Raw genomic sequence first — 15,805 nt, forward strand, 5'->3', positions numbered from 1 at the left:
TTTATGATTTTTGTTACAGGCGGACAGCAAAAGGAGCTTTTTCATGGAAGAGAGAATCATCCAGCGGGGTAACGAAACCATTTCCTATACCCTGCAACGGAAAAAAGTGAAAAATATCAATGTACGTGTGACACCTGAAGGCAAGGTGATGGTATCGGCGCCCAAACGAATTGCCCTTGCCACGGTAGAAGGTTTTCTTCTCTCCAAATTTGATTGGCTGCTACTACATATGCGGCATAAAGATCAAACGGAACATTATAGCAGCCCTGCCGCCTGCGGTTTTGCTTTCTTTTTAGGCCGGCGGTATCCTTTGGTTATTACGGATCTGGGCCATCCCAACGTCCATTTGAGCGGAGGGCTGTTGGTTGTTTCTGTGTCAAAAAAGGAGGACTCTGCCAGCATTGACCAAGCCGTTAGAAATTGGTACCAACAGCAGGCACTGTCTCTGCTTCCCCAGATTTATACTGCCGTGGCAGAACCCTTTTGTTCCGGCGAGCATCCTATACCACAGCTTTTCTTGCGCCAGATGTCGGCAAGCTTTGGCAACTGCAATCACACACAAAACAGAATCACCCTGAATAAACGCCTCATCCTGATGCCCCAAAGGTGTATTCAATATGTAGTGATCCATGAACTATGCCACACTCTGATTCCCAACCATAGCCCCGCTTTCCATGCTCTTGTCCAAACCTTCGTTCCTAAAGAAAAAGAACTTCGGGCCGAGCTCAATGAGCTTTATCGCATCTATGGGGAAATGATGTAACAATCCCGGCAAATTGCCGGGATTTTTGTCACTTATTCTTCTTAATCTTGGTTGACGTATTGCTGGTACAAGGCGACAATGCGTGCCCATGTAAGGGGCCCCACCGCTCCGGTTAGGGGTAAACCTCTTCCCTTTTGTATTTCAAGGACCGCCTGCTCTGTAGGTTCATCAAAAATACCCGTCACTGTCACCGGAGGAATAGCGGGATCATTGGCAGAGATTGCAGTTAGGAACCTTTGCAAAGCCCTCACATCATCCCCCTCCATTCCAAGGGTCAAGTGCCGTCCTGGATAAATCTCATCACTGGCTGAAAGATATTCCTCCGGCAGGTTGCTGATCGTAGCACGATAGATTTCTGTCAGTTTGTTCCAGGTATCCCGGTTGACCTCTCCTGTAGGCTCAATGCCATAGGCCTGCTGAAAGGTGCGAACCGCGTTGGCGGTCTCCGGACCGAAGTACCCATCGGGAGCGATAAAGGGGAAGCGGTTATCAAAGTAGCCGATCACGGCCAAATAATACTGAACAACACGAACCTGGTTGCCGCTGTCCCCCTCCCGCAAGACGGTGGCAAAAATGCGGTCGGCCTCAGAAAGGGTAATCCCTTCGGATGTTAACTCTGCTAGGTTTTTCACACTGTTATACAGGTATTTGATTTTATACCAGGTGGCCTTTCCCACAATCCCATCCACTGGCAGGTTAAAAATCTCCTGAAATTTCCGCACGGCTGCATCGGTCTGCAAATCAAAAATTCCATCGGTTGGATCAATTTTGGGAATGGCAGGATAATTGTCGCCAATGCGGTTGAGCTGCCGCTGTATTGTCCGGACCTCTTCTTGTGCGCTTCCCAATCGCAGCGGTACCCCAGGATAGGAGGGGATGTTATCCTCCACCGGTGCGTTGGACACTATATTTATATCATCTCCATAGTAATGCTGCAAAATTTCGTAGGGCGTCATTCCCTGGTTGGCCAACTCCACAGTCCCCCATTGGGAGAGTCCAGGACAGGTACTAGTGGTCCCGTTGCAGTATTGGGTAAAATAGGGAGAGATGCTTTCCCCTTTGACCACATAATTGTTGAAAATATCGTCCACAATCTGGCTGATATTTTCATAAATATCCCGGTTTTCTACAAAATACTGATCATATTGGGTTGAATTGGTAATATCAAAATCATAGCCTCTGCTGCGATACCATTCAGTGTAAATCCGGTTGAGCGCAAAAGAAATCTGCGCCAAGATATTGGCCCGGATTGCGCTTTCCGGCCAGGTGGGATATATTTCACTGGAAGCAACATTCTTAATATATTCTATAAAAGGCACCTCTACATTCCGGGCCGGCTCATCCGGACGGCCCAGATGGACAGTGATTGTTGTTGGAATTGTCGGCACTGCGTATTCCGGCATCTGGATCCCTCCCATCTATTCCTGCGGTAATTCTTTGGGAATCAGACGGATGGGCAAAATAGATTTTATCCCTTCAAACACCGGCGTATTTTTAAATACCTGCTGATGATAGTTGGGATGGGTCGCCGTAACATTATAGGTGGCAAAAGGTTGTTCAGATTCAGGATGCTGGGATAGATTTTTATCCGGTGTTGGTAGATTGATATGATCGATAATCCCATCTGCGTCTGTTGTCAGCCGATAAAAGTTTCGAGGGCCATCGGTAAAATTGCGGTCAATAGATATCTCTACCCCTTCTACCGGCATGGTACCCCTGCCTGTAAAAGCCTGAATTTTCATCAGTCCCCAATGGGGGTTCCGCTCAAGGAATTCCCCATAGGTCATGGTTTCTTCGATAGGATCTGTCCCTGCCTCTTTGCTGTTCTGCAAGCTGGAACGCTCTGGTACCTGTTGTTGGTTTTCTGATCCATTTTCTCCTGTAGTGTTTGGTCTAGATTCCCCAGTAATAACTGGCGTCATATTGACTGTGAGAGAAGGCTTCTGTTCCCATCGCTTTTCTACGTTATCTTCTGAAATCTTTGGCTGCTGAGGGGCTTCCCTTTCCGAAGCTGACAAAGGCCATTGGGAATTTTTCTGCTTGGCAGCCATCGTCAAAAGCTCCTGTCGGTATTTTTCCACCATTTTGTCAAACTGCATTGTTTCCATCGTTGTCCCTCCATCAATACATATACTACAATATAGTGGTTTTATCTCATTTATGTTCCAAATCAGCATAATATAAGTAAAAAACGGGATACACGCAAGCTTTTGGACTTGCGAGTATCCCGTTTAGGTTTATAAAGACAACTAGGAAAGTTCCAGCTTACCAGTGTAAAGCTGATAGTAAGTACCCTTTTCTTTTATAAGATCTTCATGGGTGCCTCTTTCGATAATTCTACCGTGTTCCAAAACAATAATCGCGTCACTGTTTCGAATGGTCGACAGTCTGTGGGCAATAACAAATACTGTCCTTCCCTTCATCAGATTGTCCATACCTTTTTGGACAATGCTCTCGGTACGAGTATCGATACTAGAGGTTGCCTCATCCAGAATGAGCACCGGCGGATTGGCAACAGCCGCTCTGGCAATAGACAAAAGCTGCCGCTGGCCCTGAGAAAGCTCCTCGCCGTCGCTGGTCAGCATGGTCTGGTATCCGTTAGGAAGTCTCTGGATAAACTGGTCAGCATAGGCAAGCTTTGCCGCCTCGTAAACCTCTTCATCTGTGGCATCCAGTTTTCCATACCGGATATTTTCCATTATAGTGCCTGTAAACAGGTGGGTATCCTGCAATACAATACCCAAAGACCGGCGAAGATCCGCCTTTTTAATCTTATTGATATTGATATCATCATACCGGATCTTTCCGTCCTGCACATCATAGAAGCGGTTGATCAGGTTGGTAATGGTGGTCTTTCCTGCGCCGGTAGATCCTACAAAGGCCAGCTTCTGACCCGGCTTCGCATACAGGCTGATATTGTGGAGAACCATCTTATCATCTGTATATCCAAAGGACATATCATAAAAGCGGACATCGCCCTTCAGTTCGGTGTAGGTGACGTCTCCATTTGCTTGATGGGGATGTTTCCAAGCCCACATGCCTGTTCTTTCCTTGCATTCCACAATGTTACCCTGCTCATCTTTTTTAGCGTTGACCAAGGTGACATAACCGTCATCCACTTCCGGCTCCTCATCCATCAGGCGGAATATCCGCTCTGCACCGGCCAAGGCCATGATGATGGAGTTAAACTGCTGGGCCACCTGCATGAAAGGCTGAGAAAAGCTCTTGGTGAACTGAAGATAGGATACAATGGTACCAATGGTTACCCCGCCAATTCCTCCAATCAGCAGCACGCCGCCAAAAACCGCTGTCAGCACAAAATGGATATTGCCGATATTACCCATGATCGGGCCCATAATACTGGCAAAGGTATGGGCCTTGGAGGAACTGGCATAGAGCCGCTCGTTGAGCTGGTCAAACTCCTCCTCTGACTTGCGTTCGTGGTTAAAGACCTTGATAACCCGCTGGCCGTTCATCCGCTCTTCTACAAAGCCGGTCACATTGGCCAGATCCAGCTGCTGCCGGATAAAGTACTTACCGCTATTGCCGCCCAGCTTCCGTGCCACCAGGAACATGACAAAGATCATCACCACAGCCAAGACGGTTAACAGTGGACTGAGGACCAGCATAGCGATGAAGGTAACTACTACCGTCAGGGTGGACATAAGCACCTGAGGGATAGACTGGTTGATCATCTGCCGCAGGGTATCGGTATCGTTGGTATACAGGCTCATGATGGAGCCGTTGGTGTTTTGGTCAAAATATCGGATGGGCAGTGTCTGCATATGCTCAAACATCTCATCCCGGATCCGTTTAAGAACGCCCTGTCCGATTTTGACCATTAACCTGCTATAGCAGAAGGATGCCAAAATTCCCAGCACAAAGATGCACGCCAGCACCGCCAGCGCCTGATAAAGGTCGGAAAAATCGGGATTTGCCTGACCGATCAGTGGGATAATGTAGTCATCCAGCAAAAATTTCATAGAGAGAGAGACGGAGATGGTCGCTACGGAACAAACCAGGATACAGACAAAAACAAAGATAAACTCAGCTTTATAGGTACCTGTCACATATTTCAGCAGCCGCTTCGCCGTTTCCATCGGTTTTTTTGGTCCTTTTCTCTGTGTGCTATTCATTTTCATCCCTCCCTTTTACCTGAGATTCATATACTTCCCGATAGATCTGGTTGGATTTCAAAAGTTCTTCCGAGGTACCAATGCCGTTGATCTCTCCGCCGTCCAACACAATGATCTGGTCAGCATCCTCAATAGAGGAAATTCTCTGAGAAATAATAATTTTAGTGGTGTCGGGGATCTCCTCTCGGAATGCTTTGCGGATCATTGCGTCTGTTTTGGTATCAACCGCGCTGGTGGAGTCATCCAGAATCAGGATCTTCGGTTTTTTCAGCAGCGCTCGGGCAATACAGAGCCTCTGTTTCTGTCCTCCGGAGACGTTATTACCTCCTTGAACAATCATTGTCTCGTAACCGTCGGGGAATTCCTGGACAAAGCTGTCAGCCTGGGCCAGCTTACAAACCCGCTGCACCTCTTCGTCAGTGGCGTTTTCATCACCCCAGCGGATATTGTCATAAATAGTCCCGGTAAAAAGCACATTTTTCTGCAGAACCACTGATACCTGATCACGCAGGGACTCTAGATCATAGTTTCTGACATCAATATCTCCTACCTTCACAGATCCGCTGGTTACATCATACAGACGTGGAATCAACTGAACCAAAGAGGACTTGGAACTTCCGGTGCCGCCAAAGATACCGATCATCTGCCCAGATTTAATATGCAGATTAACGTCTTTCAGGGCCAGTTTTCCATCCTTTCCGGAATAACTGAAGTTAACATGTTCAAAGTCAATATCACCATTGGGAACTTCTTTGATTGCCTCAGGGATGTTCTCCATCTCCGGTACTTCTTTGAGCACTTCGGTGATACGATCTGTAGATGCTTCTGCAATCATAATCAGGACAAAGACAAAGGAAACCATCATCAGAGACATTAAAATTTGCATGGCGTAAACCAACACACTGGTCAGTTCACCTGCTTCCATGCTTCCAAAAACAATCGCCTGTCCGCCGATGAGAACCATGACCAAAATAACCGTATACATGACAAACATCATAACGGGGTTGTTAAAGGCGACAATCTTTTCCGCTTTGGTAAACAACTGAAATACGGTCTGAGAAACCCCATGAAATTTCTTAATTTCATGATCTTCCCGTACATAGGCCTTAACTACACGGGCAGCGTTAACATTCTCCTGGACATCATTGTTGAGCACATCATACTCGTCAAATACCTTAATAAAATATTTGTGCGCTTTTTTTGCAATGAAGATCAGCAAGAACCCCAACACAGGTATTGCCGCTAAAAATAGCAGGGCAATATCCACATTGATGGTCAAGGTCATAATCCAGGACAGGATGATCATGACCGGTGCTCTCGCTAAAAGCCGGATGGTCATCATATATGCCATCTGAACGTTGGTAATATCTGTGGTCATCCTGGTCACCAGGCTTGACGTGGAAAAATGATCGATATTTTTAAAAGAGAATTGCTGTATCTTATAAAAAATATCGTGTCGCAAGTTCTTGGCATATCCTGCTCCCGCTTCAGCCGCAAACTTTCCGGCCAAGGCGCCAAAAAGCAGCGCCAGCATTGCCATGACCACCAATACAAGGCCTACCTCTATCACATAGGTGAGGTTCTGCCCCTGGATTCCTTCGTCGATGATCTTGGCCATCTGAAATGGAATCAGTACTTCCATCAGGACCTCAAGTACAACAAACAGCGGCGCCAGGATTGACTGTTTCATATACTCTCGTATAGACTTGAATAATAAGCGGTTCATACTTCTCTCCTTCCATTTTGCTGATTCAGTCCCATATCCCTTAAATTAGTCATTCTCCATCAACTGGCTTCGGTAAGATTTTCGTACATTTTTTTCAAATACCACCGTAGGTTTTCCTGATCTTTCTGTGTCAAACCCTTTACCAGCTGCTTTTCCATCTCTTCCCTTTCGGAAATTACATCTTTCACAAATTTATCTTCCTTGCCTGTGAGCCTCACAATTTTCATCCGCTTGTCCTCGTGGCTGGTAGATGTTTCAATGAATCCTTTTTCTTTCATCAATCTGAGAATATTTACAACTGTGGGATGGGATATCCTCATGAAATTTTGAATTTCTTTTTGGCTAGCTTCCTTCTCCCCTTCCCTCATTCTTAAAAAGTGCAGTATCTTCATTTGCTGCATCGTCAAGTTAAATTCCTTACAGTTTTTGTTTACTTTCTGTCCGATGGTCTCACTCAGGATTTTGATCATTGATCCGATACTTTGAGCTTCCATCACTGAACCACCTCCTTTATTTTAATATGTAGCATGCTACTTATTACTGTCGCATGCTACATATTATAGGAAATATTAATTGATAAGTCAACATCTTTCTAAAATTCTTTTCTTTGATTCCTACATCTTCGGCGAATCGCCATGACTTTTCCAGGGATGTGCGATATTCTTGTGCTAATATTCCAAAATTAAATCCACATACAAGTAGGAGAATACAAAGAAAGAACCTGGAGTCAAAACTCCAGGTTCTTTCTTTGTGTGGTCCGAGTATAATTATAGGACTTGGAAAAGTTCAGGAATATCAATGGTTTGCAAGCAAGGGGGGTATCTTAAACTGACCGAAACACAACAGTAACCTTTGTGATAATATCCCGCAGTTGGTAAGAATCTACCTCGTACTCAAGGATATCCCCGGATGTTGCAAAAGATCGTTCTGTTTCCTGAATGCCGCTGTGGGAAATATAAATTCTTCCATTGCGATGGGTAATGCTGTAATGGACTCCATTCCAGAGAAACTCCACTTCTCCATGCCATCTCATGCAGGTCTGAAAATCGCTTATGGTTGTAAAGCGATTTTGTTCCAAGGAATTGGAGGGGACAATTGTGTTTTTCATCATATAGAACCTTCTTTCAAAGTTCTTAAACTCAGGTGCGCCATCGGGGTAATTGATAGGAGGCTGTGGATCAGGGAAACCAGCAGGGTTATCCCAATTGATGGGATGATCGTGGGGATTTGTATGTGCCCAAGGTTGCCTGTGGTCAGTATAATGTCTTTCCAGTTCTGCTCGTCCATCGCTTCCAATTTTTGTATCAACACGATAGCCGTTCTTATATGTTGTTTTAATTTCTCCGGGTTTACCAAGAAAACGCTGGTCGTCAGGTTTATTTGGGCTGGGTTTCCATTTTCCACCATACGCACTACCGCCGCCCTTGTCAATCAGGAACGGCTCTATTGTATCATGATTTGTATAGAAAGAACCACCAATTTTGAAAGATTCCAGGTCTTCTTTCTGAAATCCGCGCTCGTAATTCATATACCGCCAAGAACTGCGTTCATAGTCCACATCAATAATATTTCCCTGCATCTCTGGAAACGGCGTGTTATAGCAGATGATTTTCTCCGGCTCAATGCGCCGCAGCATCTCGTTGTAGCCAGCCAGAAACCATTCCTTTTGATCACAGCGATTGTCGTGCTCAGATGCCATATAGGTGGAGACAGCAACAACACTTCCTTTTTCGATCCCCTCAAAACACAAATCAAAGGAGGATTCATCGCCCCAGTTGACGGTGGGGATCACCCGGAGCCCTTTGGATGCCCAGTAGGCGCCGCACCAGCGATTGCGGAATACATTGTATAGTTGCATGACAGGCGCCATTTCCAGGTACATACTGAAATCCGGCGACAGCACCGCACGGTAGCGGGAGAGTTTTTCAATGTCGTTGTCGGGATTCTTCCAGACTCGCTCAAAGCGGTAGTCGTAAAGGAAAAAATGCACCATGCGGTCAAGATGGTTTTGATCTTCCAGATGAGTCTTGTCAAAACCAATCAACAAAAGATCATCAAAGTCTCCGGGCTTTTCTTGGAACTAGGGAATGATGGGGATTTTTAACTTTCCTTTGCCTGGAAACTGGTTGCGAAGCAGCGTCTGACTCGTTCGGTAATTGTAGTTTTCTTCAGTCATAGATATGCCTCCTGCACGAAGTAAGAAACAAGTCCTTCTACATACAGGTTCCAAAGCGGCGAGAGTTATACATTTTCATGCAACACCGTAAAACTTATCGATCAGCAATAAAAAAATCGGAGTATCCAAATTGGATACTCCGATGGTCGGAGTAGGGAGACTCGAACTCCCGGCCTCTTGGTCCCGAACCAAGCGCGCTACCAAGCTGCGCTATACCCCGTTCCTCTGATTAACAGCAAGTAGTATTATACATGATCCTCCATTTCTTGTCAATATGAGAAAACCATTCCTTACTTTTTATAGAAATAGGTCATCACAGCCCTATTTTTGCATTTTATTTTTATCATCATTCATTTTTCGCTTCTCACCTCCATAATATCGCATTTTTTTAATTATTTCTGCATTTTTCAGCATTAATTCTTGCAAATTTATTGCATTGTTCCAACTCTTGTGCTAGGATAATATTAGATGAATAAGAAATGTAAAACAAAATGATTTAAAAGATGCTTATAAATGAGGTGATGGTATGAACCGAACGGAACAACTGCTCGCGCTGTTATGGGAACAGGCAAAGCGGGATCCGAAATTGCGAGAGAAACTATTGGCTTCAAAAAATGCGAAGGATCCCATGGATGACTTCTGCCAAAGCGCCAAACAGGCCGGATATGATATCAGCGTCGGTGAGCTTTTTGCGTTGGGCCAGGAGAGCAGCGACAACCAATGCAAAAGCACCAATGGAGGAAATCCATCTCCTTATGCGTCCTTTGAAGATGCTTACGAAAATTTTATATCCTCTTTGGAATGATAAAGAACGTCTCAGGTCATACTATCCCTGAGGTGATTGCCTATGGATCAATTTCATCCGGTTAGTTTTGGCTTTGGCGGCGATCTGGAAATGGCAGGTTACTATGATTCCTTGCCAGATGCCCTCAAACGGGCTCTATGCTACCACCTGTCAGAATTTCGCTCGGTAGATGAGCTGAAGGACTACGTAGACAAGCTCAATTCCCATGAAAAAAACGTCTGAGTTTCCTCAGACGTTTTTTTCATATAGAGCGCTTAGGGAATCATATTCCCTGCTGCCTCATAGATTTCATACCATTCTTCTTTGGTCAGCACAAGCTCAGAACCTTGGCAGCTTTCGATGAGACGCTGGCTGTTGGTTGTGCCCAGGATAATCTGCATGTTGGCCGGATGGCGGGCAATCCAGCCGGTAGCGATCGCATTTTTGGTAACCCCATATTTCTTCGCTACCTTATCCATCACTTCGTTAAGCTCTGGATATCTTTCCATATCCCCTACAAAAACACCTTCGGTAAAGCCCCACTGGAAAGGTGACCAAGCCTGGATGGTCATATCGTTCAGGCGGCAGTAATCCAAAATAGCGCCATCCCTGTCGAAACTCTGGGGAACGTCCATGTTGACAGCAATGCCAACGTCAATCATGTTGGTATGGCAGATACTCAACTGCAACTGATTGACTACAAGTTTATAGGGCACATATTTCTGGAGCAGCGCCACCTGCTGAGAATTCTGGTTGGAAACACCAAAATACCGCACCTTGCCGGTAGAATGTAGAATTGCAAATGCCTCTGCTACCTCTTCCGGCTCCACTAGGGCATCCGGCCGGTGGAGAAGCAACAGATCTAGATAGTCGGTTTTCAGCCGATGGAGGCTGGCGTCCACTGCCGCCAGGAGATGCTCCCTGGAAAAGTCATAAATGGTGTGCCCACTGGGCAGTCTGCGGATTCCCACCTTGCTCTGGAGCACCATTTTCTCCCGGATATCGTCATTCATGCCAATGGCCTCTGCAAACAGGCTCTCGCATTTTCCTCCATCGTATACATCGGCATGGTCAAAGAAGTTGATCCCCTGCTCCATAGCGGTCTTGATGTGCTTTTCTGCCGCATCTTTAGAAAGCTCGCTCAGATGCATGCAACCCATCACAATATTCGAAGCGCAAATGTCAGTATTTTTGATCTTGATATATTTCATGATAACACTCCTATCTTCCGGAAATCCGGTCCTTTTTTCGTCTACTCTTCCATCATACCCCTGCAGTTTTTAAAGTCAAGCCCTCAGAAGAAAAAACGCGGCTGGAACAAGTTGCTAAATTGACAGTCTCACTGCCAGCAGGTTATACTTAAAAAAACAGCGTTTGTTCCAATAATGTGACGGAAAGAAGTGATAACATGGAGATGCCAAAACAGACCAGAGAAGATGTAATGCAGCATCTAAAATACCTGCGGATGCTCTCCAACCAATATCCCAATATTCAGGCCGCCTCCACAGAAATCATCAATCTCCAGGCCATTTTAGGCCTTCCCAAAGGAACAGAGCACTTTATGTCCGACCTTCACGGAGAATATGAGGCTTTTATTCATATCCGCAACAGTGCTTCCGGGGCGATCCGGGAGAAGGTCGATGCCCTTTATCAAAATACTGTCACCAAGGAGGAACGGGCTGAACTCTCCACCCTAATCTACTATCCCAAGGAGAAGCTGGAGGAAATTACCTCCCGAGTTGCCGATCTGCCGGAGTGGTATAAGATCACCCTCAACCGGCTGTTGGAGCTATGCCGGTTGCTGGGAAGCAAATATACCCGGTCCAAGGTGAGAAAAGCCCTTCCGGCTGACTTTGCCTATATCATTGACGAGTTAATCAATGTCAATTATGATGCCCATAATAAAGAGGAATACTATGCCAACATTATTTCTACCATCATCGACATTGATCGGGCTGATGCCTTTATTATTGCCCTCTGCACTACCATCAAGAGGCTCATTGTAGATCGGCTCCATATTGTTGGGGATATTTTTGACCGCGGCCCTCGGGCTGACATCATCCTGGACAACCTGATGGGACACCACAGTGTGGATATCCAGTGGGGCAACCATGACATTCTCTGGATGGGTGCCGCCACCGGCAGCCGCACCTGCATTGCCACCGTCCTCAACAATTCCATCACCTACAACAACCTGGAAGTCATTGAAAGCGGTTATGGCATCAGTTTGCGTCCTTTGGCCCTCTTTGCCAACGAAGTTTATAAAAATTCCGATCTTTCCCGCTTTATGCCAAAGGTTCCCAATGAGCGGGATTACACCCTCAAAGACATGCTGCAAGGCGCGCGGATGCACAAGGCCATCGCCATTATCCAGTTTAAGCTAGAAGGCCAGATTCTCCTCCGCCATCCGGAATATAAGATGGATGACCGGATGCTGCTGGGAAAAATTGATTACCAGCACAAAACAATTGACATCGATGGGGTCACCTATTCTCTCACCGACTGCGACTTTCCCACGGTGGATCAGAACGATCCTTACGCCCTGACAGAAGAGGAAGCCCTGCTGATGAAGCAGCTAAAAACTGCATTTCAGCACAGCGAAAGGTTACAGCGTCATGTGGGCTTCCTTTATTCTAAAGGCAGCCTTTACCGTTGTTTCAACTCCAACCTGCTTTTCCACGGCTGCATTCCTCTGAATCCCGATGGTTCCCTCATGGAGTTTAACCTAGGCGGGCAGACCCTTTCCGGAAAAAGGCTGATGGATTATGCCGACACCATTGCCCGTCAGGGCTATTATGCCAAAGAAGCCACCCCTCAGAAGCAATATGGCAAGGATTTTCTCTGGTTTTTATGGTGCGGCCGCAACTCTCCCCTGTGCGGCCGGGAAAAGATCACCACCTTTGAGCGGCTGCTCATCGATGACAAAAATAGCTGGATGGAGCCGAAAAATCCCTATTACCGTTTTACCGATGACGAGGCCGTCGTCACCTTTTTGCTCGGGCAATTTGGACTGGGTTCTTCCTACTCCCACATTATCAACGGCCACATGCCCGTTAAATCAAAGGATGGAGAAAATCCCATCAAGGCCGGCGGAAAGCTCATTGTCATTGACGGAGGATTTTGCCGGGTTTATCAGCCCACTACCGGAATTGCGGGATACACTCTCATCTATAACTCCTATGGCCTCCGCCTATGCTCTCATGAGCCCTTTAGCGGCTTGGATAACGCCATTAAATTGAATAAGGATATCCTCTCTACCCAGGTGGTATTTGATCGGGCTTCATCCCGTATCACGGTTGACGAAACCGATGCTGGGCAGGGAATCCGAGAGCGAATCGCAGATCTCAAGCTCCTACTCAGCGCTTATCGGTTAGGAGCTGTCAGCGAGCGGCACGACTGACAATTTCATATCCGCTAATCATGGAAAAAAACTGGCTGTTGCATTTTTAGCAACAGCCAGTTTTATTCGCTGGGGAAAGTTCCGAAATTTCTATTCACTTTCCCCTTTTCGATTCTTTTTTCCGTGTCCGTAGCCTTGGTTTTTTCCGGCTCCCCAATGTCCCGTTTTATCCTGTTCATTTGGTCCATTGCTTCCGGCATTAGATAAGGTATTTAACAGGTCACGGATTTCTCGCATTGACATCTCTTGTATCTGCTCCGGTGTGATCTCAGGATCGAGAGCCTGTACCTCCAAAAACGCCTTATACTTTCCATAGGAAAGCCCTACCTCATGGGCCAAGGCGACCTCTTCTGTATCAGCCGCATAGCAGTAGGCATTACTTTGATCGGATGTGTATAATCTCATGCTGGAAACAATTCTTTCGCTTTGTTCTTGGTCATCCCCTACGACGGCAATGGATATGATTTCATCTTGCGACAAGTACTCTGCGATACTGGTGTTTTCCATAATCTCTTCTACCGCATTTTTATAGTCCATATTATTGACGCTTAGCGATGATGCCAGCTGCTCCCCGTCCTCATTATATCCTTTTACCGATATGACCTTATCAAAGCGATTGACACCCAACTCTAAAGATGGGTTAATATCTATGCTAATCGTTGAGGTAGGCGTAAAGTATATATGATAGCCGCCCCAACCGATCAGAAGAAGCAAAAAACAGACGGCTACTGGTATAAGTTTCTGAATGCCAAAATGTTTGCTTTTTTTGTATCCATGGGTCTCCTTGGCAAGAAAGGCTTTGGTTTTATCCTTTAAATCCTCTTCTGCGTGAATCAAATCAAAAGTTTCTTTCAGCTTGTCATTCATATTCATCACCTCCCAGCTTTTCCTTCAACTTTTTTTTGGAACGAGTCAGGAGCGTATACACCGTATTGACGTTCTTTCCAAGAATACGGCTGATTTGAGGCGCAGTATAATTCTCGTAATAATGCAGATAGACCACGTCTCTATATTTTGCTGGAAGTGACAAAACGGCTTCTAAAACTTCCCTATTGTCGGGAGGAAGTTCGGCCGCTTGTTCTATCAATTGGTCAATTGATAGCGTCCGGCTACGGAAAAAACTTTTGAGCAGATCTTTACAGGCATTAATTGTCACCCGGATTAACCATGCCCGTTCGTGTTCATCACTTTCAAATTGAATCGCACTTTGCACATATTTTAAAAATACAGTCTGAAATACATCTTCCGTATCTGTATAGTTTTTCAAGTGTACCATACAGATACGGCGAACTGTATCCGCATATTGCTCAATCGCGCGATTGGCCTCTTGTTCGCTCCTCATTTAAAAAACTCCGCATTTTTTATCTTTTGCATCTCCTATGCGCTCCATAGCCCCTACCTGCTCCATTTTGTGAGCACCTGCCACCGCCATAGTTATCGCAAACGCCATCGTTATCCGCGTCTACATAGTTTTGGCCGCAATACCGCCCCGCCGCTCTCACGCCGTCTACTATGGCCTCATAGTTATCGCAAACGCCATTATTATCCGCGTCTACATAGCTTCGGCCGCAATACCGCCCCGCCGCTCTCACGCCGTCTACTACGGCCTCATAGTTATCGCAAACGCCATTATTATCCGCGTCTACATAGCTTCGGCCGCAATACCGCCCCGCCGCTCTCACGCCGTCTACTATGGCCTCATAGTTACCGCAAACGCCATTATTATCCGCATCTGCATAGCTTCGGCCGTAGGCAGAGCCAATTGCAAATGTGCTTGTTATTCCGATGGAAATTACCAATACTGCCACAACAACGCCTAAAAGTATCTTTTTCATGTTACTTCCTCCATTTTTATAAGTTTTTTCACTTAGAATACGATTGAAACGGAGGATTCCATTCAAAAAAGAAAAATATTTTAGATAATTTATAAAAGGGATGGCCGCTGTAGTTCGGTTTCGTGGAGAACCTGGGCCACCTTGACAAGAAATCGATAGATAGGTGTAAGCAACTGGAAGTCTTGGCTGAGCTTCTCGGCCAATTGATCCGAAAACAGAAGCTGAGCGTCGGCGCTCTCTGTATAAAACCCGATATTTCTCCGTTCCAGCCAAATTTTTTGCTCTTCCGGTGCCGACTGATAACGGGGACGTTTAAAGCATTCCCCTTCCATAAGAAACAGGGACTGTTTTTGATAGGCTGCCATTGCCTGTTTAGCGTCCTTGTCCCCTTCCTGTATTAGTTTCCTCATGGTGTTCATATAATCGGTAGAAGCATGGTAGAATCCGCTTCCGTAATTAAAGCCATCGGGGCTAATTTCAAAATAAAGGCCGGGGACTTCTGTGCTGTGCATCTTGCCACGCTTAAAAATGATCCACATATGATCCCGATACCGTGATTTATCCTTGGAATAACGGGTATCTCTCCAAATGCGGCAGATGGTTCTGTCAATTTTGGGTTCGGTGGTCACCTTTGGGTCAATATCCAGCATGGTGGGCGTCAAAGCGATCACCAGCTCCCGCAAAGGCGAGATTACAAAGTCCCGGTATTCTTTTTTGTGGCTTTCAAACCACTCCCGGCTGTCGTGAAGCCGGTTTTCTATTAAAAAATCGATGGTTTTTGGGGAAAAGGGCATGGTGTTTCCTCCTTCATCAAAAACGTAGTACTTTTGCCACATCTTACTTTTTATTTTATTATTTTACTATCTCTCCTATTACAATAAATTTGGACAGGAAAGCCGGACAGCCAGTCCGGCTTTCCCTCCATCTCGTGCCTAAGCTACAATGAGAGGAGCAACTGGCTGACCAATCACTCCTTGGGCTTGTA

At 45.9% G+C, this 15,805-nt stretch carries 15 protein-coding genes and 1 tRNA gene; 4 read left to right on the forward strand and 12 right to left on the reverse strand.

From position 1 onward, the window contains the following. Nucleotides 1–43: 43 nt before the first annotated feature. Nucleotides 44–763 carry a M48 family metallopeptidase gene (locus tag WGC32_RS14110; RefSeq protein ID WP_342682810.1) on the forward strand — a complete coding sequence of 240 codons (720 nt, stop codon included), beginning with the start codon at nt 44–46 and terminating at the stop codon, nt 761–763. 41 nt (nt 764–804) lie between these two features. Here WGC32_RS14110 and WGC32_RS14115 read toward each other — a convergent pair whose 3' ends face one another. The 7 genes from WGC32_RS14115 to WGC32_RS14145 all read right to left on the reverse strand — a co-directional run bounded on the left by WGC32_RS14115 (nt 805) and on the right by WGC32_RS14145 (nt 9,021). After that, nucleotides 805–2,166 (reverse strand): peptidoglycan-binding protein, encoded by a 1,362-nt coding sequence (locus tag WGC32_RS14115; protein WP_342682812.1) that lies wholly within the window; start codon nt 2,164–2,166, stop codon nt 805–807. A gap of 15 nt (nt 2,167–2,181) precedes the next feature. Beyond that, complete coding sequence (locus WGC32_RS14120) at nt 2,182–2,871, reverse strand: hypothetical protein (RefSeq protein WP_342682814.1); 690 nt, start codon at nt 2,869–2,871, stop codon at nt 2,182–2,184. A gap of 141 nt (nt 2,872–3,012) precedes the next feature. Then, on the reverse strand, nt 3,013–4,905 hold the full coding sequence (locus WGC32_RS14125; protein WP_462933644.1) for an ABC transporter ATP-binding protein: 1,893 nt from the start codon (nt 4,903–4,905) through the stop codon (nt 3,013–3,015). Further along, nucleotides 4,892–6,625 (reverse strand): ABC transporter ATP-binding protein, encoded by a 1,734-nt coding sequence (locus WGC32_RS14130; RefSeq protein ID WP_342682818.1) that lies wholly within the window; start codon nt 6,623–6,625, stop codon nt 4,892–4,894. Before WGC32_RS14130 ends, WGC32_RS14125 begins: the two co-directional genes overlap by 14 nt. Before the next feature lie 59 nt (nt 6,626–6,684). Then, the gene (locus WGC32_RS14135) at nt 6,685–7,119 is read right to left on the reverse strand and encodes a MarR family winged helix-turn-helix transcriptional regulator (protein WP_224771606.1); all 435 of its coding nucleotides are present in this window, start codon (nt 7,117–7,119) and stop codon (nt 6,685–6,687) included. 329 nt (nt 7,120–7,448) lie between these two features. Continuing rightward, nucleotides 7,449–8,672, reverse strand: coding sequence for a DUF4417 domain-containing protein (locus WGC32_RS14140; protein ID WP_342682819.1), 1,224 nt, complete (start codon nt 8,670–8,672; stop codon nt 7,449–7,451). Nucleotides 8,673–8,944: 272 nt separating this feature from the next. Beyond that, nucleotides 8,945–9,021, reverse strand: a tRNA-Pro gene (locus tag WGC32_RS14145). Nucleotides 9,022–9,327: 306 nt separating this feature from the next. Here WGC32_RS14145 and WGC32_RS14150 point away from each other — a divergent pair. Continuing rightward, nucleotides 9,328–9,606 carry a Nif11 family protein gene (locus WGC32_RS14150; protein WP_342682820.1) on the forward strand — a complete coding sequence of 93 codons (279 nt, stop codon included), beginning with the start codon at nt 9,328–9,330 and terminating at the stop codon, nt 9,604–9,606. Nucleotides 9,607–9,648: 42 nt separating this feature from the next. After that, the gene (locus tag WGC32_RS14155) at nt 9,649–9,828 is read left to right on the forward strand and encodes a hypothetical protein (protein ID WP_191482664.1); all 180 of its coding nucleotides are present in this window, start codon (nt 9,649–9,651) and stop codon (nt 9,826–9,828) included. A gap of 32 nt (nt 9,829–9,860) precedes the next feature. On the opposite strand, the gene WGC32_RS14160 is transcribed toward WGC32_RS14155, so the two are convergent. Further along, a complete protein-coding gene (locus WGC32_RS14160; protein ID WP_342682821.1) occupies nt 9,861–10,796 on the reverse strand; it encodes an aldo/keto reductase in 936 nt (311 codons plus the stop codon). A gap of 203 nt (nt 10,797–10,999) precedes the next feature. Here WGC32_RS14160 and WGC32_RS14165 point away from each other — a divergent pair, with 203 nt between their 5' ends. After that, nucleotides 11,000–12,985, forward strand: a complete 1,986-nt coding sequence (locus WGC32_RS14165) for a fructose-1,6-bisphosphatase (RefSeq protein WP_462933645.1) — start codon at nt 11,000–11,002, stop codon at nt 12,983–12,985. A 90-nt stretch (nt 12,986–13,075) separates the two neighbouring features. Here WGC32_RS14165 and WGC32_RS14170 read toward each other — a convergent pair whose 3' ends face one another. The 4 genes from WGC32_RS14170 to WGC32_RS14185 all read right to left on the reverse strand — a co-directional run bounded on the left by WGC32_RS14170 (nt 13,076) and on the right by WGC32_RS14185 (nt 15,614). Then, on the reverse strand, nt 13,076–13,852 hold the full coding sequence (locus WGC32_RS14170) for an anti-sigma-I factor RsgI family protein (RefSeq protein WP_342682824.1): 777 nt from the start codon (nt 13,850–13,852) through the stop codon (nt 13,076–13,078). Further along, nucleotides 13,845–14,327: an RNA polymerase sigma factor gene (locus WGC32_RS14175; protein WP_342682825.1), complete on the reverse strand. Its 483-nt coding sequence runs from the start codon at nt 14,325–14,327 to the stop codon at nt 13,845–13,847. The genes WGC32_RS14170 and WGC32_RS14175 overlap by 8 nt, the downstream gene beginning before the upstream one ends. 19 nt (nt 14,328–14,346) lie before the next feature. Next, nucleotides 14,347–14,820 carry a hypothetical protein gene (locus tag WGC32_RS14180; RefSeq protein ID WP_342682826.1) on the reverse strand — a complete coding sequence of 158 codons (474 nt, stop codon included), beginning with the start codon at nt 14,818–14,820 and terminating at the stop codon, nt 14,347–14,349. Nucleotides 14,821–14,909: 89 nt separating this feature from the next. Further along, complete coding sequence (locus WGC32_RS14185) at nt 14,910–15,614, reverse strand: TIGR02453 family protein (RefSeq protein ID WP_191482659.1); 705 nt, start codon at nt 15,612–15,614, stop codon at nt 14,910–14,912. Nucleotides 15,615–15,805: the final 191 nt, after the last annotated feature.

Origin of the sequence: Zongyangia acetica, from assembly GCF_038739695.1 — a bacterium.
Classification (GTDB): domain Bacteria; phylum Bacillota; class Clostridia; order Oscillospirales; family Ruminococcaceae; genus Zongyangia; species Zongyangia gallinarum.